Origin of the sequence: Endozoicomonas sp. (assembly GCF_965196975.1) — a bacterium.
Lineage (GTDB): Bacteria > Pseudomonadota > Gammaproteobacteria > Pseudomonadales > Endozoicomonadaceae > Endozoicomonas.
On the sequence record NZ_OZ239981.1, the window covers coordinates 4,495,898 to 4,517,500 of the forward strand.

The following is a 21,603-nucleotide window of genomic DNA, read 5'->3' on the forward strand; positions in this document are numbered from 1 at the left end:
TCCTATATATTCTTTCCCTTTGGGACGTATATTGATACTGATAATGACGGTTTATTAGAAAAGGCTGGATAAATGTCTCTTCCGGTGGATAAAAAGTGGCTCTATCAGCCGTTTAGTTTGTCAAGAAGGACTAATCCTTTCCTGATCATCATGATGGGACTGTCTGGCTCTGGCAAAAGTACCGTAAGCCGTTGGCTCACATTCGAGTTACAGGCTGCATGGTTATGCTCCGATGTCGTTCGGAAATGCCTTTATGGCCTTAATCCAGAGCAGTCTTCGGCAGAATCCGGGCTGGATATTTACTCGGCAGGTGCTCATAAAAGAACATTCTCACAATTAACTGCTCTAACGGAGAAGCTCCTGTGCTCAGGATACCCAGTCGTCATCGACTCCGCCGCACTACGTAGCTTGGATCGGCAACAATTTATAACCCTGGCTAAAGCTCTCAACACCTCCTTTGTCATTATCTACTGTATGGCCAGAGAAGATACGATCAAAACAAGGCTGCATAACCGCCTCCAGCAACCTGAAGAACCTTCAGAGGCCACAGTTAAGGTTATGGAGCAGCAAAAAGAGTGGCTTGAAGAACCCTGCGCTCCAGAGAAGCCTTTTCTGATCAGGCTGAACACTGACTTCCCAAATTGGCAGGGCAGGTTAAAAGAGCAGCTGACACCTCTGGGAATTTGCTAATAAGTACCAACAAGGTGTCAAAATACCATTGCTCCAGTAATAACTGATAACTCTATGGGAGGACTTCAAAAGTCTGGTCTATTCTTAAGAGAAAATGACTTCTGACTTTCAATAATCATGCTGTCTCTGGTACGGACGCTAGAGTTGAGTTAGGGATCCAGTACATGGCAACTGATCTGATCGAATTAAAAAACCTTGGCAAAACATCCGTACAATGGTTAAACGCTGTAGGCATCAGAACTCTCGAGCAACTTCATGAGGTAGGCTCTGTCGCAGCTTACTGTAAAGTTCGTGATCGTGGTTTTAAGGTTTCAAAAGTTTTGCTCTATGCTCTGGAAGGAGCCTTAATTGGAGCTCATTGGAATGACCTTGATCCGGACTATAAAACCCGCCTTTTGGAAGCCGTCGAAGACAGCCCTCCTCCATCTTGATCCCAAGTTCTACATACCCAGCATTTTTTAAGCCTGGCCGCAGACAGGGCACTCTGGGTCTGCCTGCAGCCCCATTGTCTGCCACTCCATAGTCATTGCGTCAAAAATCATCAGGTGCCCATTCAATGTTTTTCCAAATCCTGTCATCAGCTTGATAGCTTCCAATGCCTGCATTGTTCCTATTGTTCCTACGACAGGGCCCAGAATTCCTGATTCAGAACAGCTGAGGTTTTCATTGCTCTGCTCATCATATAAACACCGATAGCAGGGAGCTGCAGGCTGACGATGGTCATAGACCGTAAGCTGACCATTGAGCCTGATTGCCGCACCACTAACCAGAGGAACAGAAGCCTTGACGCAGGCAGCATTAATTGCAAACCGACTGGTAAAGTTATCCGTGCAGTCCAACACAACAGTAGCTCTTCTCACCTGAGCGAATAGCGCCTCTCCTTCCAGACATCCATGGACAGTCTCAATCTCGATACCATCATTAACTGCTGCCAGCCGGGCCTTTGCAGCTGTTACTTTTGCAGTTCCCTGATCATCTACAGAATAAAGTAACTGCCTCTGCAGGTTAGTAGTATCAACGGTGTCAGGATCAACTAGCACAATTTCCCCCACGCCAGCGGCAGCCAGATACTGAGCTGCCGGACAGCCTAAGCCACCTAGACCAAGAATTAACACTCTGGATGACAACAGCCGCTCCTGCCCTTCGATATCAATCTGAGGGAGCATAATTTGTCGGCTATAACGGAGTAACTGCTCATCATTCATTAGCGGTTGCTGTCCTTAACAAAAAAAGCTTGAGAGATAGACTGCCCGTGGCCATAAAGAAGCAAGATATTTTTTAAAAGAGTGAAGTATAAGGAGAGAATCAATCCGATGACACACCCACTGCCAATTTGCAGTGGGTTATTCGTAAAAGGTAACGATTTTAGATGCAGGGGCCAGCGTTCACAGACTCAAGACTCTGACTCAACAAACTCCCCATAGGCTTCTGCATCCATCAGATCACTGAGTTCACCGTCATCTTCAAGCTTCATTTTGAAGAACCAACCATCATTATAAGGGTCACTGTTAACAGTTTCTGGAGTTTCTTCCAGTATGCCATTAACTTCCAGAACTTCCCCTGTCAGTGGTACATAGATCTCCGAAGCAGCTTTTACAGACTCGACAGCTCCAGCTTCGTCACCTGCAGCGAGAACAGCACCGGGCTCTGGCAGCTCAACAAAAACCACGTCACCCAGGGCTTCCTGGGCATGATCTGTAATACCAATGGTGACGGTACCGTCTTCCTCCAACCTGACCCATTCATGGGAACGCAGATACCGTAACTCAGAAGGTATATTGCTCATCTATTTATCCTCGGTTGACTCACTGTAAAGCTAAGGCGCCTCACCCTATTGCCCCCTCCCAGAAGACAATGCGGTGAAGTTAAACGCTGTTTATTGGCTCATTACTGTTGAAGAGCTCATGACTGACTGGCACGAGCATTCTAACGAGTTTAATGAGAAGTTTACATAGCACCTCCCCGGATAGCTGATTTAATAAAACATCCGATGGTTATTCTGATCTAATTTTCGTCTATACAAAAACCTAGAGCCTATGCAACACTGAAGTGGCAGGGCAGGATAGCCCGAAGTAAGCCGTGAGTCTGGAATTGAGCGACTACGACGCAGTTTCACAGTAAATTAAGTGATAAGGTTCAGGATCGAATGTCACTACAAAATGCCTGCCATTGTAATGAACAGCTGTTGTCTGAGTTGATTCAGGCCATTGAAACACTTCACTCAGAGGCTTATCAGAAGCCTGCCGCTCCTGACAATCCTCAAACTATAGGGGCTCATGTACGTCATATCATTGAGTTTTATCACTGTTTTTTATCAGGTCTTGAAAGTAGCTACATTAACTACGACAACAGGACAAGAGACCCTGAATGTGAGAGGAGTGTTTCTTCTGCGGTAGATACTATACTGAGTATTAAGGAGTGTCTGGCAAAGCTCACAACAAGCACCTTGAGAGAGGTTAATCTAACGTTCAATGCCAACATTGATACCACTGGAAATGCCGTTAATACTGAAACATCCGTAATTCGCGAGCTTTTATTTTTGCAAAGTCACGCCACACATCACATGGCAATGATCAACCTGCTGTTGCAACAATCAGGTCATTCCCCCCCCAAGGATCTTGGCGTTGCCACCTCAACGCTGATTTATCGAAAGCAGCAGGAGGCGTCTTCAGAAAACTAGGCCGCCTTTCTATGGTACTTAACAAAGTCACTGCAACGCTCAGCACCCATATATTTTGACAGCATCTTTTCATCAACTTTCAATAAATCAACAATGATCAATCCGTCCAAGGCATTATTAAAGTCGGGGTCAACATTAAATGCAGCCAGTTCTCCCTGTAATTTTAAGTATTGGCGGAGCAAAACTGGAACGCCCTTGTTATCTTTTTCAATCTGCTGAACCAGAGAAGACAGCTGCTCAATAGTGTTAATACCCTGCAAGTCCCCTCTGGACCAAAGCTGGCCAGAGTTCTTTAATGGCATTGTCGGCGTTACCAGATCGGCCAGTGCCTGATCACAATTATTCGCTCCAAGGCAGCCTGCCATTAATTGACGCGACACTTCGCTATAGTCACTGCTGATGCTTACCGGGCCAAACAAAACACGATACTGCGGATTCGCTGCAACATAAGCCCCAATTCCCTTCCACAACATAAGGAGTGCATTGAGACTTTTCTGATATTCCGGACGAACAAAGGATCGCCCCATTTCCAGACAACAGCCCAGCTTATGAAGAAACGGTTCCTTGTAATTGAACAGGCTCCTTGAATAAAGCCCATAAATACCATGATTACTGAGTATTTGATCAACACATCCTATTCGATAGGCTCCAACAACCTCGGACCTCTCTCTATTCCAGAGAAAAAGGTGAAGGTAGTATTGATCATACTGATCAAGATCAAGTGATCGGCCGCTGCCTTCACCCACCTGACGAAAGGTAATCTCCCTCAAGCGGCCAATCTCGCTGAGAACATATGGCACGTCACTAGCAGGAGCGCAATATACAGCCATCTCTCCTTTTTCAAGAAGCAAGGTGTACTCTGGCAGGCTTTCAATTTCTGCCTTCATAGCAAGACTGGAAACGGCATCCGCTATAGCCTCTTCTTCACGCTGAGGCTTTATTTCCTTTAACGGCCCAGAATGATTCTGCTGCGGAGAAAGCAGATAAGTACATAAACGAAGATAATGAGTCAGAGCCTTCTTTGATGAAAAAGAGTGTAACTCTTTTGTATCCAGCGTTTTTCCAATTCTGAAAGCTAATGTAGACCCCTGCTTATTAATCAGTTCACGAACCAGTCTAACGGTTCTCAATCGTGGATGAAGTCTGCCAAGCCAGTGAAAGAGCTTACTGTTACTTCCTTCCACAAAAATGGGTGTAATACTGGCGCAGGTATTTAACGCGATTGAGCTTGCCGTATTTCTCCACTCTGGGTCACAGATAGCCCCTAACGATTTGTTATAACTGGATACTTCACCAGCAGGGAAAATAAGCAGTTGATGACCATCATCAACCCATGCCTGAGCTTCTGATATAGCCTTTTTATTTTTTTCTTTTGCCTGTTTGCTTAAGACATCAACACCAATAAAAACATCCTCAAACTCTGGAATTCGGCAAAGCAGCTCATTAGTGAGAACTTTTACGTCACTTCGCCTTTGCAGTAACAGGGGGTGCTCTCTCTGAATGATTGAAACAATAGTGCTCTATTTTCACAGCTACTATGGGAACACCACTCATAATAGTTAACTGTCATGCCCGCTTCTGTTATTTCCAGCTCTACCAAAAGCATCGTTTTGCAAATTGAAGTTTCTATAGATTCAGGCAACATGCTGAATCTTGAAGATAGTTTACAGCGTGCACTCAATGAAGCCGGGCAGCTTGGAACAAAAGAGTTATTGGGGCTATTTGAATCACCCAATAAAGAACCTATCGTCGTTAATCAGCAGAAGTGGAACTACAAAGGAAAGGTTCTTAAGCACTATGAAACCTTATACGGTCGTATACCTTTGGAGCGCTCCGTATATCAGGGTGTCAGAGGTGGCAGTACTCTGGCAGCACTTGATCTTCGTGCCGGTATTATTGGTTCAGCTACCCCCAAATTTGCCAAGTCTATCGCCTGGAAATACAGCCAGATGCCAGCGCCTGCGGTAAAAGAAGATTTTGAGACCAACCATCAAAGGACGCTTTCAAATTCTTATATCAAGCATTTATCGGACAGAGTAGGTGCATTAATTGAAGACCAGCAAGACACTCACTACCACCTTCCTCCACTAAAAGAGCCTGTTGAAACAATAGCCATTGGTCTGGATGGAACCTGCATGCTGCTTTGTGAAGAAGGCTGGAGGGAAGCCATGTGTGGGACATTGAGCCTATATTCTGCAGATGGAGACAGGCTCCACACGATATATACAGCCAGTTCGCCAGAGTATGGTAAACAAAGCTTTATGAGCAAGCTCGACGAGGAGATTGCAGATCTAAAACGACTCTACCCAAATGCCACATACATCGGGGTAGCTGACGGGGCTAGAGAAAACTGGAGTTATTTGAAACAACATACCTCTGGGCAGATACTCGATTTTTATCATGCATCTGAATATTTAGCTGGAGCAGCGGAAGCACTGTTTCCAACCAGTAAGGCGAAGCGACACCAGTGGCTTGAAGACAGGCTACATAGTTTGAAAAACAAGCGTGGAGCAGCCAAAAAAATCCTTCAGGAAATTGAATCAGCCGAGCTCCCGAAAAAGACAATCGCACTGACAGAGAAGCGCTACAAAGCTGTGAGCTATTTTACAAACAATCACCAGTTAATGAATTATCATCAGGCGCTTAAACGCCATTGGCCAATAGGTTCAGGAGTTACTGAAGCGGCTTGTAAGACTCTGGTAAAGCAACGATTATGTGGTTCTGGAATGAGGTGGAAAGCAACAGGAGCGGAAGTGCTTTTGACAACAAGAGCACTGATCCAGAGTAAGGGGCGCTGGGAACAACTTTGGTCTGAGTTCATGACTGGAAAGGTTGAAGCTAACCTATGAGTCAGTTATCAAATTGAGAGAGCACCCGTAACAGGTCAGCCAGAGCAACGCCCTCAATTCCACCAAAAGGATGGTTGGCAACAACAATGGACGAACCGGAAGTAGGTATTGACGCAATAGAGCCTTTTGTAACCTTATAGTCCACATCAAAAATGTTCAGAACCCGCCGGAGAAATGCTTTTCCATTAAACTGACACTTGTATTCTGGCTCATAAAGTTTCTCAAGAGTGCGTAGGCCAAGAAACCTCTCGATTGCAGTTTCAATCAACCCTAAACGTGTGCGCCGTGGTAAACGAAAAGGTGAGTTCAGCATGTTGTCCTCTATCCTTGAGTTTTTTCCAAGCTCAATTACACTCATTTTTATTATGCCTGTGTCAGATGCTCAGAGCTCTGTCTATTACAGAGGCTAAGAAATATGTTGCCTTAACACCGAACATTGAAAGATGCTTTTAAGTGCTAATATCCATGGCAATGACCACAGGTCTTTCTTTCTATAATGTCGAAGCAACCTTCAATGGACAACCAGAATATTCATGGGAAATGACAAAAAAGTGAAAATGAAGTGATATTTTTATGAAGGAGGGAATGAAGACTCACTGTCGCCTGATAGGAAACAGCCAGCCTTCAACAAAAAACTAACTCTGCAGGTATTGTTTAACCTTGTTATCAGTATTTATAAACTCCAAGATCGTCAAAATAATTCCGGAAACCAGCAAGCCGCAGGCGTTATAAAATAGCAGACCACCATCATCACCAATGATATTCCCCATATCATCAAACTCAGGCATCGCAATACCTAGCGGGGTGCATAAGTGGAAAAAAACAGCACCGGTCATTACCCCGGAAGCGATAGCTGCTCCATACAGGCGCAAAGGGGTCAAAAGTAATATTGAAGCAATCAGCTCAACAACCCCAACGCCATAAGCGCCATAATCAGCAAACCATTGAAACCCGGACCATGCCCCCAGAACGCCAAAAATATGCAAGGTTTCATAAGCGTCGGTAAACTTAAAAAACAATGACTGAACAAATACCACTGCAATATAAAGGCTTAGCGCCCAGGTAAATCCCTTATAAACCATCTGTGCCTCCTGGCATAGTAAACTCAGTTCATTTCCGGCCAGTGCTTATCTGCAGCCTCAATAAAGCCCGGAATATCTTTTAGCCATTTTTCCTGAACGCTACTGTCGTAATTCAAATACAGTTTGTTATCGACAATTTTCCAGTATTTCGGGTCTCCCGGTGCCCGTTGTTTTTTTGCAGCAACAGCCCATGCGCAGTAACCACCGTATTGAGGCATATACTGCTCAGGGCTTTCCTTGAAAAGGCTCAAATGTTTTTCAGAAGAGAAATACCACTCCACACCCAAGTGCTCAAATTTATACTTGGCACTCCCTTTTACTGGCTTTCCTTCAGTGAAATAAGCAACGGCATCATAACCACTCACGGCCTTACTGCTAAACCAGCCAGTATAAATATGCTTGTCAGCAAAGGAGTTGACACTGAATGCCATCAACAAGACCGTAGCAATCCTTAGCAATTTATTCATGAGGCTCCATCCTCTTCAGTTGTCTACCCTATTCTGTCTCGGGATATCGGCTGACCAGCTTTTTTTCCTTTCTCCATGCCTTAATCAACTCTCTCAACGGAGGAGTAGAAAACCCTCTACGGCGGTTTATTGCTCCCAGTTTAAACAGCGTTCGATATTGAAAAAAGAGTGTCTTGAAGGCATCTGTCAGTGAGCCTCTGCAATCCCATATATGTGCAGCTTCACTGCTGGCACCATTAATTTCAAGTATATAGTAATCATCTCCCTTCATTAGAGACTCTATGTCTTTAAAACGGATATCAAAACGCCCATAGTAAAATTCCGGCAAATCATCACAAAGTCGGTCAAAGGCTTTGGTTAGCTCAGGAGTAATAAATTTCCGACCATCTCTGAAGATGCACCCTCTGCTGTGGCTACCGGTAAATGCAAGACGGAAAGGTTGCCCCTTGGGCAGGACTGTATCCAGTTGATCCTGATGCCGGGGAAGATAAAGGTGAGTGAGTTTACCTGCCCGGGGATCCTTAATAATCAGTTCCTTCAGCGTGCTTTTGCCATTCCCGATAACATAAGGTTGGTATTTCAACGTTATAGAAACAATTTCTCCATTTTCAGTCCCTGGATAGCGAATATAGAAAACACCGGCTTCGGCTTCATGGGGAACTAATTGCTGGAAAAGGATTTTCCCATCCGAAGGAAATTTATTGATGTACCTGACCAATTCATCCTTACTTCTGATCAACTGAACACCGGCACCACGACAACCGATATCAGGTTTGGCCACCAGCGGTAAGCTCAACCCGGCATGTTTGAAGAGTCGTTGTGCCCGGCTAGCCCCCTGATCAGCATCTTCCCACCCATCCAGTAAAGCCCAGGGTGCAATTCTGGCTTTAGCTTCACCCGATGCTCTGGAAAAAATATCGGACTTTGATTCTCCCACCATACCACCCAGAGGAATTGAAGGATTGGCGATCAGTGGCAACCCTCCCCCCCGCAATCGAATTGACTGCCAAAGCCATTGAAAAGCAACAGGAATATAGAAAATGTACCCAGGCCAGAACTCAAAAAAAGAAATAGGCTTATCAACTGGTTCCAAGTCTGGCATACCCGGATGTATTGGCTTATCAGGTGATGTTCGCTCAACAAATAATTGAGTTGATGCACTGTTTTTTTCGTGAACTAACACTTCCATACCTACTCTGACCACCTTCCATGGGCTGATTTACTCACAATATCAAAACTGGCTTTTCTCAATATGTTCTGTTTCTTCTTCTACACCATTCATATCCATCTTCTCGATGGAAGGTTTGAACTTTCGGTGTAATAACAGGATGACAATAATGACAAAGGGCAGCAATCCCCACTTTACTGAAGAGAGTTCGCTCCAGAACATCGAACCAAACCAGTAAAGCCCAAGAAAAATAACACCAGTCCAGACCAGAGAAGCCAGAAAGACCCAACCCGAAAAAGAAAAAAATGAATAGCGGAAGAAGCCACAAGCAACATAAGAGGGAAGCCTGAGACCCGGCACCAGGCGGACGACTAAAATCGTCCAAACAGCACGCCGTTTAAGCCACTTGCCGGCCTTGTTGATCTTACCCCTGGGTATTCTTTCGTCTAACCACGCCCATCGCCCTAAAAGTCGCCCCAGTCCATAGAGACCAAGATCCCCAGTAAAAATACCAATAAAAAGTGCCAGAAAAGCCAGTTCTGGTGAGATAAAACCATCAAGACTGATCAATGCCGCCGAAATAATGGCAGCATCTTCCAGAAGATAAGTTGACAGTAAAATCAAACCTGCCAGTATCAGAGGGTGCTTAGTGACATCCAATATCAGCTCAGCCATCAATCATCCAAAATACTTTGAAGCCTCTATATCCTTCAACCATACTTTTTTCTTAGGTGAATTCCAAATCTTATCTGCCCGCATTCAACAGTCGAAATCACTGGACAGACTGTTCAATGTCAAACTAACAACATTAACATGTGATATGGACACCATATCTAAGTAAAAGCGGCATTAAGAATTAAATTAATCAATACCCATAAGATGAGTTAAATAAAGAAAAACCTAAAAAATGATTAACATGTCATTAAGAATATTTTTACTTGTAATCCTCAGCATTGCTATTCAAGCAAGAGCCATTGATGATAATAATGCCACCAGACTAATTATTGGCTTCCACTCAGAATCCTATCATGGGCTAGGAGGTGCTACTGAAGCCTATGAATATATTAATAAACATTACAAAAATGATCAGTCCATATCATTTGTTAGACCATTGGGTAGTTCTGCTATTTTGGTTCAGATCAATCCACCGGGTAGTTCACAATTAGAAGAAACTATTAATCAACTATTATTACTGAAAAAAATTCGCTACGTCGAAATCGACAGCACTATGCTTCCATTGCAAAACAGAAGCATGGAAACCATACCCTTGAGGTAAACACCGATGAAATTACTGCTGACAAGGACTGTTTTAGCAGCAACACTTTTCATTCCAGCATTCATTTTACAGGCTGAAGTGGATAACTACCGGCTTCTATTACAAAGAACAGATCAAGTGATTGTTCATTTCAAAGAAAAACCTACAGAAGCTAGAGCATTAGCCTTTATCAAACAAGGTGTTACCCACGGTGGGTATGGGGTTGCTGCAGGTAAAAGACAGGAAGTGCTGGAAATTGGTGCCACCCTTGACATTGAAGACGTGAAAGTACTTGCGGAAGGGCTAGAGGATGATCCCCAGGTAGAATTCGCCGAACCAGACCTTTTAATGCAAACCATGAAAGTCCCTAATGACCCTCTTTATAACGAGCAATGGCATTACTTTGAATTCAAAGCAGGTATGAACCTCCCACCCGCCTGGGACATCTCTGTTGGAAGCTCAAAAAATGTAATTGCCATTCTTGATACCGGCATTACTGAACACTCTGAAATTAGCAGCCGGGTTTTGTTTGGCTATGACATGATTGCGGATCCTTGGATGGCTAATGATGGTGATGGCGTAGATAATGATCCAAGAGACCCTGGAGACTCTCTTCAACCTGGGGCATGTGGTAAATCTTTTGGTAACCCCATTCCTGCCAATGTTCGTAAAAGCAGCTGGCATGGTACCCATGTGGCAGGAACAATTGCTGCCAATACCAATGATAACAAGGGTTTATCAGGTGTTACATGGTACGATAGGGTACTTATTGTGAGAGTTCTTGGTCGCTGTGGAGGCTACACCTCATGGATAGCTGATGGCATCAGATGGGCTGCTGGCTTGCCAGTGTATGGCCTTCCTATCAACCCAAATCCAGCGAATGTCATTAATTTGAGTCTTGGTGGAACTTCACTGGTCTGCTCTCAAACCTATCAGGATGCTATTGATGAAGTTGTTGCTGCAGGGGTCACCGTCGTGGTTGCTGCGGGAAACGAGCAGCGAAATGTAGCATTAACGACTCCCGCAAACTGCAAGAATGTGATTACGGTTGGAGCTATTAATCGATCTGGAAATAGAAGCTGGTATTCAAATTATGGCACCGGTATTGACATCATGGCGCCAGGGGGTGAAACCCATTTTCCAGGCAACGGAATCCTGTCACTCTACAATTCAGGACTCAAATCACCACTAGCGGAATCTCGCAAAGAACTCCAGGGAACGAGCATGGCAGCTCCGCACATATCCGGTCTAATCGCTTTGAGCTATGAGGTTAACCCTAACTTAACCCCTGCCGAACGTAAAAAAATATTAAAGGAAACAGCCAGACCTTTTGCATCCGACAGTAATTGCTCAACATTTCGATGCGGGGCCGGTATTGCTGATGCTGGGTCATTTTTAAGGGCTGTACAAAACACTCAATAAAAATATTAAACGTGTGGCTGAAATTCAGCTAGTTTTTAAATTAAGAGTAATAAGATCAGTAAATGGTATGACACTTCTCTAACTGAAGAGATAAGAAGATCATATTATTTGGAATGAAGAGAGAATGATTTAGCAGTGCTTCCCTCTTCATTAAATCCAATGGAGTGGAACCTTGAAACAATCAAACAATTCACTGCTACTGGCCGGTATATTCTCCTCTCTATTCATTCCTCTGAATATTCAGGCTGACTCTGATCTGGACATGACTGATGATGAGCTTCTGGATCTCAGCCTGGAAGAGCTAATATCCCTGGATGTACCAGATGTTACGTCTGTATCCAAAAGAAAGCAGCGTCTAATGGATTCCCCCGCAGCCGTCTTTGTTATCACCGATGAAGATATTCAGCGTTCAGGTGTCACTTCCATCCCCGAAGCACTAAGAATGGTACCGGGAATGCAGGTAGCCCGATTAAATGGTAATACCTGGTCAATCAGTACCCGCGGCTTTAACTATATTTTTGCAAACAAACTGCTGGTGCTGATTGATGGGCGCACGGTTTATTCTCCATTATTTTCCGGCGTCAACTGGGATGTTCAGGATACCATGCTGGAAGACATTGCCCGTATTGAGGTGATTCGTGGTCCTGGTGCAGCACTTTGGGGTGCCAATGCCGTAAATGGTGTGATCAATATCATTACCAAGCATGCAGCTGATACACAGGGAGGTCTTTTATCGACTGGTTTTGGCTCAGAAGAAAAAGCCTTTGCCGCCTATCGTTACGGCGGTGAAATCAGTGATGATGGCTATTATCGAGCTTTCTTTAAAACATTCACCCGTGATGGGCTGGCCAACTCTGACGGCACAGATGCCAATGATGACTGGAAAATAAACCGAGCAGGTCTGAGGGCAGACTGGCAAACTGAAACAGGGGCTGAAGCTTCAGTACAGGGCGAAGTATATGATGGAACAACCAGACCTCCATTAAAAATATTTAATTATTATGGTACAGAGGATGATGACACTATTGTTAACCTCAATAGAGCTCAACAAGGTGGGCATTTAATTGGTAACTACAAGCAGTATTACAGCGATGGCAGTAATTTTTCCCTTAGAGGTTACTACGACCGCTATGAAAACTACGACTACCGTGTGACTGAGAAACGCGATATTGGTGATCTGGAGTTCCAGCACCATATATTGCCGTGGGACAATCACGACATTATCTGGGGATTAGGCTATCGGTTGACTAAGTATAATCTGAGTGACATGAATAATATTACCATGCCTCAGACCAGCCGAACGGATGAGTTATACAGCGCTTTCATTCAAGACCATATCACTTTATCACCCACATGGAGCCTTGCATTAAGCTCCCGGTTTGAACACAACGATTTCACCGGCTATGAAATTCAACCCAATGCAAAAGTCACCTGGAAAGCAGCGGAGAACAGAACGTTTTGGGGATCATTATCAAGAGCTGTAAAAACACCTTCAATTAGCGAAACAGAAGTGACAACCCGAGGCATAAATATTCTTACTGAGGATATGTTTGATCCATTGTTGGATTTCGTTTCAAATCCTCCCTATTTAATGAGCATCTCAGGTAATAATAATTTAAACTCCGAATCTCTGACTGCGTTTGAGCTAGGTTATCGTGAACAGTTCAATAATCGTCTCCGCCTCGATGTCACCGCATTTCTCAATAAATACGATGATATTCTCGCGTATGTTGACAGAGGTGAGTGTTATGATGATACGACAGTAGAGAACATCATTGGCCTTGATGGCCAACCTACTAATGTGTGTGTTATTTCAGGTACAACCCAAGCTCCACCATTTGACGCTATTTTAGAATTCCCTACAACATTCACTAATGGACTAAGCGCAACTGCTTATGGTGTTGAATTTGCGCTTGATTGGCAAGTCAATGATTGGTGGAAACTGCACACTAATTTCAGTGCACTTCAAATTGATGCTAAGGCTTACCAAAACGATATATACCATAAAGAGAACGAAGTGTTAATTGAAGAATTGAGTGCTTCCAGCACAGCCAACATTAGATCAAGCATGAATCTACCCAATCAGTGGTATCTGGATTTCTGGGTACGCTATATGGATAACCTGAAGAATGCCAAGGTAGGTGCATATACTGCGTTAGATTTCAGAGTTGCCAAAAAAATTGGGAAAGATCTGGAGGTTTCGTTGACAGGCAAGAATCTGTTCGACAAACAGCGGCTTGAGTTCAGTGAAATTTTCAGCGGTCTTGGTGCAACGGAGGTACAGGAGTCATGGTACCTTCAGTTGCGCTGGCAACATTAATCGGATGGGGGAGATAACTTCATGCCGATGATAATTAGAAGAACGTACTCAATACTTGCTATCACTTTACTGGGTTGCTTGAGTTCAATTACGTCAGATGCTAGTGAAGTTACTAAAGCGGATAAAGTAAAAGCAGCCATTGTTTATAAGCTTACCAAGTTCATCACATGGCCTGAAAAAAAGCAGACATTGGCATTATGTATCATTGGCAATGGTGCAATTAATAGTGAGCTATTGAAAATTAATCACAAGTTCAGCATGGGGCGGCGCATATCCGTTACTCATAAGTCTCCAAGCGCACCTTTGGAAAAATTATGTGATCTTGTTTATATCCACAACACAAAGACAAACGCTATATCAAAGATATTAAATAATTTAAAACACAAATCAGTGCTGACCATAAGCGATAGTGAGAGCTTTGCTTATCAAGGTGGTGTTATCGGATTATTCCGTATCGGTAGCCGAATTCAGTTCGCTATTAGCAAAAGTGCAACAAAAAATGCAGGCCTTTCAATTAATTCCCAATTGATGGGGCTGGCTAAGGTTGTCAAATAGCGATTATGGTGACCTTCAAGAACCTGCCCATAAAAAAGAAACTGCGATACGCCATGCTACTAACGGCGTATTCTGTTTTACTGGTTACCTTAAGCGTACAAACTGTCAGTGAATACATGCATTCCCGGACCCTTCTGGTCAGTAAACTAGAAACGCTTGTCGAGGTTATTGGAGCCAATGCGCAGGCAGCCCTGATGTTTGAGGACACAGTATCGGCAGAACAGTTACTTAATGGCTTTTCCAGTACAGATGAAATCGAGGCAGCCTATTTATTAAGCTCTTCTGGTGAAAGGGTTGCAGCCTATCATCGAGGAAAAAAGCAGCCCTGGGCATTTACTCTAGAAGAACTTAACCAGCCCGTTACATTATTCAGCAAAGCCAAATTGCACTTGTACCGTCCCATAAATATGGATGGTCAGTTTATTGGTGCCATTTATGTCCAATCAAACTTGAGTGAACTTTACCTGCACCTTACCCACATTCTATTTCTGGTGCTGATTGCAGCTCTTATTTCTGTCGTGCTGGCTGCCATGCTGAGTTCCAGACTACAGAAACTTCTGGCTCGCCCCATTACCGAACTGGCGGATACGATCAGTGAAATCACTGAATATCAGCAATACGACCGACATGTACAAAAATTTGATAATGATGAAATTGGGCAGCTTTATGATTGCTTCAATGACATGCTCATGCAGATTAAGGAGCGAGATGATCGTCTTCAGCAGAATCGTGAAACTCTGGAAGCAACGGTAGCCAATAGAACCAGTGAATTAAAAATGGCCAACCGGGACTTAAAAGAAAACCTTACCCAGCTTAATGAAGCCAAAGAGGCTGCACTGGATGCAGCAAAAGCAAAAAGCTCTTTTCTGGCCAATATGAGTCATGAAATCCGTACGCCAATGAATGGCGTTCTTGGCATGTTGGACTTAATGAAAGATACACCGCTAAACAAAACTCAAAGCGACTTTCTTAATACTGCATACTCCTCTGCAGACTCACTATTACAGATCATCAACGATATTCTGGATTTCTCGAAAATTGAAGCTGGCAAGATGACAATTGAAAATATAGATATCAGTGTCAGGGATATTGTCGAAGACGTTTGCACGCTATTGGCAGGCACCGCCAGAGAAAAGGGATTAGAACTGAGTTGCTATACCGACGTTGACCTGCCACGAACACTGAAAGGTGACTCAGTAAGGCTAAGACAAGTGCTCACCAACCTGATCGGAAATGCTGTCAAGTTTACAGTAGAAGGAGAGGTCAGTGTCAGAGTTAATCTTTTTGAACGATCTCAAACATCTGCTCAAATCGAGTTCTCAGTAGAAGATACCGGTATTGGTATTCCAGAAGACATTCTTCCTACGTTATTTAATGAGTTCACTCAAGCTGATGGCAGTACCACAAGAAAGTTTGGAGGTACCGGGCTTGGTCTTACCATTTCCCGCCAGTTGGTTGAGTTGATGGGGGGGAGCATTACCGTCGTTAGTGCTGAGGGACTCGGTTCTACATTCACCTTCACGCTTGACATGGAGATTTCTCAGAACAAACACATCCAAAGATCTCAGGTATTCCATGTTCTTGATGGGATAAAAGCACTGGTGGTTGATGATAATAAAACCAACCGGGAAATTCTTCGTCACTATCTGACCGCCTGGGGAATACTTCATAGTGAAGCCTCAACAGTCAAGGATGCTCTTGAGCAGTTGAGAAAAGCTCATAATAATAACCACCCCTTTGAGCTCATTTTTCTTGATATGGATATGCCTGAGATGGACGGTCTCGAGCTTTCTAAAGCCATTGAACAAGATCTCGACTTAAAGTCCATTCGAAGAATAATGCTCAGCTCCACCGGCTTTATTTCTCAAGAAGAGCAGCAAGCTGCGGGAATTTCTGCATGCCTGAGTAAACCCTTCAGACAGTCCAGGTTGCTGGATACAACCATGCAGGTTATGCATTACCACCATGCCAAACAGCACCAGGAAGGAGCATCAGATCAAATTGAACCAGAAACAACCATGTTCTCTGAGAACATTCAGATACTGCTGGTAGAAGACAATGTAGTAAATCAAAAAGTAGCTATCAGTATGCTCAAGAAAATTGGGTTACAACATATTGATGTCGCAGAAGATGGTCGTGAAGCCGTTGAAATGACTGGCAACCAAGCCTATGACCTGATTCTAATGGACTGTCAAATGCCAGAAATGAGTGGCTATGAAGCTACAGGTCATATTAGACAGCGGGAAAGGGAACAACAGTTACCCAAAATACCCATAATTGCCATGACAGCCAATGCAATGGCTGAGGACCGGGAGAAATGCCTTGCTGCTGGGATGGATGATTATCTAAGCAAACCGGTCAAGATTGATAACCTGAGAAAGAGGCTTGAGCACTGGCTGATACATGATACCCCACCACAGGAAATTGCTGACATGGATCTACGTACAGTGCAAGAGGCCGAGAAAAAAGCCAGCCAATCAGAGTATCCATTAATCGATCAATCAATCTTCGACTCTCTCAAAGAACTGATGGAAGAAGAGTTTCCGGTACTGATTAACAGCTATTTAGAAGACGCGCCTAAATTAATGGCCGATATCCGGTCCTCCTCCAAAGATGCAGACCTGGAGGTACTGGTAAGAGCGGCCCATACCCTGAAATCAAGCAGCAACAATCTTGGAGCCACACAGCTGGCAATGATTGCTGCCGATATCGAGAAGGAAGGGCAGGCCAATAAGCTGGGAGAAGCATCAGCGTTAATTTCTTCACTGGAATCAACGCTTGATGAAACTATGAATGCTCTTAGAGATCCTGGGGCCTAAAGATATTCCCCTAGCGCAGGTGCTCATAAAAGGAGTCTACCCATACATCAATAACCGGTTTAAGCTCATCAGCCGAGCTTTTTCGAAAGTCTCCCATATCAACAGGACCATATTGAACACCACCCACCAGTGCAACCACCTGCTCTCCCGTCAGGCTATCAACCAGCTCTCCCTCTTCAATGATATTAAGAAGTTTATCCCTCACCCCTGCAAGCTCTCCAACACCGTTAATGACCAGCCCCCATGGCAAAAACTGATAAAATTCCAGTGCCTTCATACCCAGCTCACCGCCAGTAATCGCTACTCTCAAACGCAGAGTATCCGGCCCCGGCTGGTCAGTGATCGTATATTTCAGCTTGAGGCGTTCTGCCAGCCTTTCAGTGAAGTAAGCTTGTAACTGGTGATAGCGCTCTGGTTGAACCTGCCAGTTCTTACGGACTTCATCATTGATATGCACAATTACTGGCTCAATGATCACGCTTTCATAGCGACGCATTTTCCAGCGCCTGGCGTGATAACCCAAAAATTGTGACTTCTCTTGAGCCGCTAACGGTTTTAATCTTGAGTAGTCCGAAAGAAAGCCACTGTGTTGCTCTGAAACTTTTGGCCCGCTGGCACAACCTGCCAGTAACGTCACCATTAGAATCATTGGCAAGCCAAACCATGCTCTCATCTATCCCCCTGACATCCACTTCTGTTTTAGTACGGAACAGGAAAACATAGACCGGTACACAGCAGCAATACGTCTTTCTGACTACAGCTGGTCACGGTCAAACCATTTCACTCCGCCAATCCAGGTTTGTGCAACTTTAATATTCTGCAAGTTACCCGGCGCGGTAAGAGGGTTTTCTTCAAGAATGGCAAAATCAGCAAACTTTCCAGGCTCAATTGAGCCCCGGTTACCCTCCTGAAAAACCTGCCAGGCAGCATCAATAGTCAGAGCCCTTAACGCTGACTCTACACTTATTTTCTGGCTCCCTCCCAGCTCTTTCCCACTGGACGTTTTTCGTTCAACGGCATTTTCTACAAGAAGCATTGGATCAATGGGAACTACCGGTGTGTCGTTATGCATCGTAAATCGAACGTCGAGTTCTTCGGCGGACCTCATGGGACTGATATGTTCAGCACGCTTTGCCCCCATAAAGATATTGAAGTGCCGGTCTCCCCAATAATAAATATGAGAAGGAAAGAAACTTGGCGTAAGGCCCAGTGCCCCTGATTTTTTCAACTGTCCATCAGTCATCATTTGGGCATGAACAATAATATGCCGTGGGTCGCTTCGGAAGGATTGCTGCTGAGCTTCAGCAACACTGTCAATCACCAGATCAATGGCAGCATCACCATTCGCATGTATTGCCAGCTGCCGGCCACTGGCATGCCAGCGGGTAACAATATCCTGCAGTTTTTCCCGAGTCATCGTTGGATACCCACGATAATCGGTATCTCGATCAGGCTCCTGTTGATGATAAGGTTCTTTTAAAAACCCCGTGTATCCCTGAATGGAACCATCGGATACCAGCTTTAATGCACCAACGGTCAATTTCTCATTGTTTGTTGTTTTTACGGTTCCATCCAGAATACTGTCAGCCATCGAAATATCAGGCCATATAACTAATCGCTGGGGAAAGAAACCAAACCTGGCGGCAAACGCCAAAGGTTTCCATTTATCGATATTGGTAAGGCCACTCTGAACCGTCGTCACCCCTTTTTCCAAATATTCCTGCTGGCTCTTCTGGAGCATTTCAGCGATTCTTACCAAAGACAGATTCAATGCTGCAGCAACGACAGGATCCTGCGCTTTTTCCTTCAGTAACCCAGTAACGTTGCCCTTACTGTCTCTTACAATCTCTCCACCTGTTGGGTCCTTGCTGTCACGAGTTATTCCCATGATTTCCAGGCCCAGTGTATTGATCATGACCATATGCCCGGAAATATGAAGTACTGCGACAGGGTGCTCTGTTGAGACTTGATCAAGGTCTTCTTTGCTCAGGAAGCGCTTCTCCAGAATCATGGTATCGTCGAAGCCAAAACCGATGATCCATTCTCCTTCAGGGGTTGCGTCACCCATTACCTTCAATTCGTTCAGTGCATCCTTGATAGACAACGTACTGCCAATAGGGGGACTGTTCAAATCAGCTGCAACAGCACTTAAGCCGCTACCAGGAAAGTGACCATGGGCTTCGATAAATCCAGGTAGCAGTGTTTTTCCTGCCAGGTCGATATGCTCTGCCTCTAGTGAGGCCTGGCTTAGAACAGCCTCTTCTGAGCCAACAGCAATAATAATACCCTGTTCAACCAGCACCGCTTCTGCAGTGGAGTTCTCCTGATCCATTGTCAGTACCGTTGAATTCAGAAATACCTGTTGATCTGGAGGAGAGGGATTAAGCTGATACCAGATAAAGTAGCCGCCTGCGGCCACTAAAAAGAGCAGGACCAGAAAAGCCTGTAAGACTCGGCGTAGGACAAACATATAAGCCCCTTTTTTTCTTATTATTTATGCAGTTGTCGTATCACAGAATGCGAGCTGGCCACAGTGTGCAGGGGATTAAAACGCAAAGCAATAATTTTACACTGCCGTACGCTTTAGCTGTTTATGAGATCACTGGATCGACAGAACTCATTTGCCTGTACCATAGTGACCTACAATGCAGTGATTGCTGTAAAACATTGAAGGTAGTTTGATGGATATACTTTTATTTCTTCTGGTACAGATAGCTATTCTGGCGATTTATGGATTTATTATTTTTATCTCTGCCCGTCTTCTTCCAGGAGTGGAGATTGAAAATTATTCGATAGCCTTTATTGTTGCCCTGGTATTGACCTGCTTAAACCTTCTGGTTAAACCCATTCTGATGATATTAGCGCTACCAATCACGATTCTTACTCTTGGATTATTTACCTGGGTTATTAATGCTCTGATCCTGGTCTTCTCCAGCAAGCTGGTTGACGGCTTTGAGATCAAGAATTTTGGCTGGGCAATGTTGATGAGCCTGATCATGGGCATCTTCAAAATGTTTGCCGTGATCTCATTTCCCTTCCTGTAATTTTTTACCACCCACAGCAAAAACCCCGACAGATTGCTCTATCGGGGTTTGCAGCCTTGAGCGAGCCCAAGGTAAATAGTGGTGCCTGGCGATGACCTACTCTCACATGGGGAAGCCCCACACTACCATCGGCGATCGGTCATTTCACTACTGAGTTCGGGATGGGATCAGGTGGTTCTAACCTTCTATGGTCGCCAGGCTTAACTGGTTGAACTCAAAGCCTTAAGGCTCTCAGTTCTGGAATCCGGTAATTAAGCTGTTTCTTGCTAAACACTCTTGCGTATGGCTCTGCATATCTGCAGATCGCTTTGGCGTTATATGGTCAAGCCGCACGAGTCATTAGTATTGGTTAGCTCAACGCCTCACAGCGCTTACACACCCAACCTATCAACGTCATAGTCTTTAACGGCTCTTCAGGGGTATCTAGTACCCAGGGAAGTCTCATCTTGAAGGGGGCTTCCCGCTTAGATGCTTTCAGCGGTTATCCCGTCCGAACATAGCTACCGGGCAATGCGTCTGGCGACACAACCCGAACACCAGTGGTCCGTCCACTCCGGTCCTCTCGTACTAGGAGCAGCTCTTCTCAAACTTCCAACGTCCACGGCAGATAGGGACCGAACTGTCTCACGACGTTCTAAACCCAGCTCGCGTACCACTTTAAATGGCGAACAGCCATACCCTTGGGACCGGCTTCAGCCCCAGGATGTGATGAGCCGACATCGAGGTGCCAAACACCGCCGTCGATGTGAACTCTTGGGCGGTATCAGCCTGTTATCCCCGGAGTACCTTTTATCCGTTGAGCGATGGCCCTTCCATTCAGAACCACCGGATCACTATGACCTACTTTCGTACCTGCTCGAGATGTACCTCTCGCAGTCAAGCTGGCTTGTGCCATTACACTAACCGTACGATGTCCGACCGTACTTAGCCAACCTTCGTGCTCCTCCGTTACTCTTTGGGAGGAGACCGCCCCAGTCAAACTACCCACCACACAATGTCCCCGATCCCGTTTCAGGACCTGGGTTAGAACCTCAATATTGCCAGGGTGGTATTTCAAGGATGGCTCCACGCAAACTGGCGTTCACGCTTCAAAGCCTCCCACCTATCCTACACAAGCAACATCAAGATCCACTGTGAAGCTGTAGTAAAGGTTCACGGGGTCTTTCCGTCTAGCCGCGGATACGCTGCATCTTAACAGCGATTTCAATTTCACTGAGTCTCGGGTGGAGACAGCGTGGCCATCGTTACGCCA

20 protein-coding genes and 2 rRNA genes (1 of these 22 running past the window's edge) are annotated in these 21,603 nt (G+C 44.8%); 10 read left to right on the top strand and 12 right to left on the bottom strand.

Going from position 1 to position 21,603, the window contains the following annotated elements; genetic code table 11:
* Positions 1-72 precede the first annotated feature (72 nt).
* Positions 73-690: an AAA family ATPase gene (locus ACOCLE_RS20170; protein ID WP_419533977.1), complete on the top strand. Its 618-nt coding sequence runs from the start codon at positions 73-75 to the stop codon at positions 688-690.
* Between the two features lie 164 nt (positions 691-854).
* Complete coding sequence (locus tag ACOCLE_RS20175; RefSeq protein ID WP_419533978.1) at positions 855-1,121, top strand: TfoX/Sxy family protein; 267 nt, start codon at positions 855-857, stop codon at positions 1,119-1,121.
* Positions 1,122-1,148: 27 nt separating this feature from the next.
* Here the strand turns inward: ACOCLE_RS20175 and ACOCLE_RS20180 are convergent, their stop codons facing one another.
* A complete protein-coding gene (locus ACOCLE_RS20180) occupies positions 1,149-1,895 on the bottom strand; it encodes a HesA/MoeB/ThiF family protein (RefSeq protein ID WP_419533979.1) in 747 nt (248 codons plus the stop codon).
* 188 nt (positions 1,896-2,083) lie between these two features.
* Positions 2,084-2,476 carry a glycine cleavage system protein GcvH gene (gene gcvH / locus ACOCLE_RS20185; protein ID WP_066014642.1) on the bottom strand — a complete coding sequence of 131 codons (393 nt, stop codon included), beginning with the start codon at positions 2,474-2,476 and terminating at the stop codon, positions 2,084-2,086.
* A gap of 360 nt (positions 2,477-2,836) precedes the next feature.
* Here gcvH and ACOCLE_RS20190 point away from each other — a divergent pair, with 360 nt between their 5' ends.
* Positions 2,837-3,370 carry a DinB family protein gene (locus ACOCLE_RS20190; RefSeq protein ID WP_419533980.1) on the top strand — a complete coding sequence of 178 codons (534 nt, stop codon included), beginning with the start codon at positions 2,837-2,839 and terminating at the stop codon, positions 3,368-3,370.
* Here the strand turns inward: ACOCLE_RS20190 and ACOCLE_RS20195 are convergent.
* Positions 3,367-4,884: a lysophospholipid acyltransferase family protein gene (locus ACOCLE_RS20195; protein ID WP_419537238.1), complete on the bottom strand. Its 1,518-nt coding sequence runs from the start codon at positions 4,882-4,884 to the stop codon at positions 3,367-3,369. The two genes, ACOCLE_RS20190 and ACOCLE_RS20195, sit on opposite strands and share 4 nt — an antisense overlap.
* A 54-nt stretch (positions 4,885-4,938) precedes the next feature.
* Between ACOCLE_RS20195 and ACOCLE_RS20200 the strand changes: the two genes are divergently transcribed.
* Positions 4,939-6,219: an ISKra4 family transposase gene (locus ACOCLE_RS20200; protein ID WP_419532972.1), complete on the top strand. Its 1,281-nt coding sequence runs from the start codon at positions 4,939-4,941 to the stop codon at positions 6,217-6,219.
* Between the two features lies 1 nt (position 6,220).
* On the opposite strand, the gene ACOCLE_RS20205 is transcribed toward ACOCLE_RS20200, so the two are convergent.
* The 5 genes from ACOCLE_RS20205 to ACOCLE_RS20225 all read right to left on the bottom strand — a co-directional run bounded on the left by ACOCLE_RS20205 (position 6,221) and on the right by ACOCLE_RS20225 (position 9,611).
* Complete coding sequence (locus ACOCLE_RS20205) at positions 6,221-6,577, bottom strand: GNAT family N-acetyltransferase (protein WP_419533981.1); 357 nt, start codon at positions 6,575-6,577, stop codon at positions 6,221-6,223.
* Positions 6,578-6,854: 277 nt separating this feature from the next.
* Entirely contained in the window at positions 6,855-7,301 is a 447-nt protein-coding gene (locus tag ACOCLE_RS20210; RefSeq protein ID WP_419533982.1) for a MauE/DoxX family redox-associated membrane protein, read from the bottom strand.
* A 23-nt stretch (positions 7,302-7,324) separates the two neighbouring features.
* Positions 7,325-7,768 (bottom strand): YHS domain-containing (seleno)protein, encoded by a 444-nt coding sequence (locus ACOCLE_RS20215; protein ID WP_419533983.1) that lies wholly within the window; start codon positions 7,766-7,768, stop codon positions 7,325-7,327.
* A gap of 28 nt (positions 7,769-7,796) precedes the next feature.
* Positions 7,797-8,957, bottom strand: coding sequence for a D-alanine--D-alanine ligase (locus tag ACOCLE_RS20220; RefSeq protein ID WP_419533984.1), 1,161 nt, complete (start codon positions 8,955-8,957; stop codon positions 7,797-7,799).
* Positions 8,958-8,999: 42 nt separating this feature from the next.
* Positions 9,000-9,611 (bottom strand): VTT domain-containing protein, encoded by a 612-nt coding sequence (locus ACOCLE_RS20225; protein WP_419533985.1) that lies wholly within the window; start codon positions 9,609-9,611, stop codon positions 9,000-9,002.
* Positions 9,612-9,852: 241 nt separating this feature from the next.
* Here ACOCLE_RS20225 and ACOCLE_RS20230 point away from each other — a divergent pair, with 241 nt between their 5' ends.
* From ACOCLE_RS20230 to ACOCLE_RS20250, 5 genes are all read left to right on the top strand, one after another.
* Complete coding sequence (locus ACOCLE_RS20230; protein ID WP_419533986.1) at positions 9,853-10,212, top strand: hypothetical protein; 360 nt, start codon at positions 9,853-9,855, stop codon at positions 10,210-10,212.
* A 6-nt stretch (positions 10,213-10,218) separates the two neighbouring features.
* Positions 10,219-11,613 (top strand): S8 family peptidase, encoded by a 1,395-nt coding sequence (locus ACOCLE_RS20235; protein WP_419533987.1) that lies wholly within the window; start codon positions 10,219-10,221, stop codon positions 11,611-11,613.
* Positions 11,614-11,785: 172 nt separating this feature from the next.
* Complete coding sequence (locus tag ACOCLE_RS20240; RefSeq protein ID WP_419533988.1) at positions 11,786-13,933, top strand: TonB-dependent receptor plug domain-containing protein; 2,148 nt, start codon at positions 11,786-11,788, stop codon at positions 13,931-13,933.
* Positions 13,934-13,954: 21 nt separating this feature from the next.
* Complete coding sequence (locus ACOCLE_RS20245; RefSeq protein ID WP_419533989.1) at positions 13,955-14,488, top strand: YfiR family protein; 534 nt, start codon at positions 13,955-13,957, stop codon at positions 14,486-14,488.
* A 5-nt stretch (positions 14,489-14,493) separates the two neighbouring features.
* Complete coding sequence (locus ACOCLE_RS20250) at positions 14,494-17,307, top strand: response regulator (RefSeq protein WP_419533990.1); 2,814 nt, start codon at positions 14,494-14,496, stop codon at positions 17,305-17,307.
* Between the two features lie 10 nt (positions 17,308-17,317).
* Here ACOCLE_RS20250 and ACOCLE_RS20255 read toward each other — a convergent pair whose 3' ends face one another.
* Both ACOCLE_RS20255 and ACOCLE_RS20260 read right to left on the bottom strand, forming a co-directional pair.
* Positions 17,318-17,980, bottom strand: a complete 663-nt coding sequence (locus tag ACOCLE_RS20255) for a DUF3313 domain-containing protein (RefSeq protein ID WP_419533991.1) — start codon at positions 17,978-17,980, stop codon at positions 17,318-17,320.
* A gap of 81 nt (positions 17,981-18,061) precedes the next feature.
* On the bottom strand, positions 18,062-19,777 hold the full coding sequence (locus ACOCLE_RS20260) for an amidohydrolase (protein WP_419533992.1): 1,716 nt from the start codon (positions 19,775-19,777) through the stop codon (positions 18,062-18,064).
* 211 nt (positions 19,778-19,988) lie between these two features.
* Here ACOCLE_RS20260 and ACOCLE_RS20265 point away from each other — a divergent pair, with 211 nt between their 5' ends.
* The gene (locus ACOCLE_RS20265; RefSeq protein ID WP_066015054.1) at positions 19,989-20,351 is read left to right on the top strand and encodes a phage holin family protein; all 363 of its coding nucleotides are present in this window, start codon (positions 19,989-19,991) and stop codon (positions 20,349-20,351) included.
* An 83-nt stretch (positions 20,352-20,434) separates the two neighbouring features.
* Here the strand turns inward: ACOCLE_RS20265 and rrf are convergent.
* Positions 20,435-20,550, bottom strand: a 5S ribosomal RNA gene (rrf, locus tag ACOCLE_RS20270).
* Between the two features lie 119 nt (positions 20,551-20,669).
* Positions 20,670-21,603: ribosomal RNA gene (locus ACOCLE_RS20275) — 23S ribosomal RNA — on the bottom strand; it runs 1,957 nt beyond the window's last position.